At 54.0% G+C, this 1980-nt stretch carries 2 protein-coding genes; one reads left to right on the forward strand and one right to left on the reverse strand.

The genetic code is table 11. From position 1 onward, the window contains the following. Positions 1–593 (reverse strand): enoyl-CoA hydratase/isomerase family protein (locus tag J07HQW2_RS03115; protein ID WP_021053864.1); only part of this gene is annotated, 593 nt, incomplete at its 3' end. A 356-nt stretch (positions 594–949) separates the two neighbouring features. Here J07HQW2_RS03115 and J07HQW2_RS03120 point away from each other — a divergent pair. Then, on the forward strand, positions 950–1980 hold a 1031-nt coding region (locus J07HQW2_RS03120; protein ID WP_021053865.1), incomplete at its 3' end, for a CoA-transferase.

Consider the following 1980-nt stretch of genomic DNA (forward strand, 5'->3'; position numbering starts at 1 on the left):
CCTCTGCGAGTCGTCTGCCGCCGATAACGCATCATCAACTGCTCAACAGCGAGACCAATGTCGACGGCATCAGATGGCGCAATGTCACGTCCAGTGAGGAGATACTCGCGCGCTTTAGACTCGCCGACTAACCGGGGTAGCAACCACGCGCCGCCATCGCCGGGAATAAGACCGATATTGACAAATCCTTCTCGCATCACACCCTCATCTCCAACTACGCGCAGGTCACAGGCTAGTGCGAAGTCACACCCGGCACCGATGGCTGGTCCGTTGACAGCGGCAATAGAGGGTGTAGCCATCGTCCGGAGTCTATACACGAACTGCTGGATGATCCAGAGGAACGCGCCATATTCCTCAGGCGACTGCTCATCCCAGTCTGGCATTTCTGTCGTGTCAGCACCTGAGCAAAAGCCCTTACCTGCGCCAGTCAACACCACTACATAGATGTCCTCAGCAGCCTCTGCGGTCCGGGCTGCTTCATTAAGTTCTAGCACCGTTGATCGAGTAAAAGCATTGTACACGTTCGGTCGCTCAATACTGATAGTTGCGATACCATCGTTCACGTTATAGCTAATATCGTTATACATAGCCATGTTCAATTTCCGGGGAGCTAGGTTTAAGTATCATACCACGAGATGCTGATTGACACATTACCGCCGGTGCTGATCAGGCGAACTCAGCCCGCATCATAACCCCAACTATTTAGTATCTTGCCGGGACGATTTATATCGATGGTGCTCATAAGAGCAACAAGACAGCTATGAGTCGTTCAGTAGCTCTTATACTAACACCTGTTGAGAAATGTCGTCGCCAACAATACTATGTCTATATCATCTAAACATAGCGGCATTTTCGCCGCCATCAGACAGACAGACGAACAAACTGACAAGCACGAGTCGACAGTAGCCGCTTTGTGGCATCTATGACGTTGGATAGACAGCCGTCTGCTATGCCTGTCACGACGCGGCTCCACGGTAACCTGCCGCTGGTTGAGGCAACCCGTGCAGCTGCTGATATTGATGACGATGCGACAGTGCTGACCAGCGGTTTCGGAAGCGTTGGTTACCCAAAAGAGGTCCCGCTTGCGCTTGCCGAGTCCGGCGGCGATCAGTCGCTGACTATAGTCAGCAGCGGGAATGTCGGTTCAGAAATTGACGTTGACCTCGTTGAGTCCGGTGCCGTTTCACGGCGATTTTCTTATCAATCGTCTGCGCGTGCGCGCAAATTAACCAACGAGCGCGAAATTGCGTTCAGCGATCGAGACGCCTCCAGTATTGGTGACGAGGTGCAGCACGGTGGCATGGTTGACGCCGACGTGGCGGTCGTTGAGGCCGTCGCAGTCGGTGTAGACTGGTTTATCCCATCGACATCTCTCGGTCAAGTGCCGGCCTTCGTTGCGTCAGCAGATGAGTTGATTGTTGAGGTGAATCACAACCAGCCACTAGCGCTCCAGACGTTACACGACGTATACCGCAGAGAGTCGCCGCCAAATCGTGAGCCTATCCCGTTAACAACGCCTGGTGAGCGTATCGGGACTAACCACATCGGATTCGACCCTGACAAGCTCGTCGCAGTCGTGGAGACGGACCGCGCGGACTCAACATACACATTTAGAGACCCAACCGATGACGATCTCAGCATCGCACAGCACTTCGGTGCGTTCCTGACTGACGAATTATCACGCTCAGCCGTCTTCGACAACGCCGTTCACCTCCAGTTCGGCGTCGGCTCGCTGGGCAATGCACTGATGGGCGAACTTCAGCAATTTGACTTCGGTGGTCGGGATGTTGTTTATTTTGGTGAACTCATCCAAGACGGCCTGTTCGATATGCTCGACGCTGACCGGTTAGAGGTCGCAAGCGCGACGTCGCTCGCACTCACTGACGAGGGACAAGAACGTCTATTCGCCGATGTGGAACGCTACGCCGAAGACATCGTGCTGCGCCCCGCTGATATCTCTAATCATCCCGGTCTCATCGA

The organism is Haloquadratum walsbyi J07HQW2, from assembly GCF_000415985.1.
Taxonomy (GTDB): domain Archaea; phylum Halobacteriota; class Halobacteria; order Halobacteriales; family Haloferacaceae; genus Haloquadratum; species Haloquadratum walsbyi_B.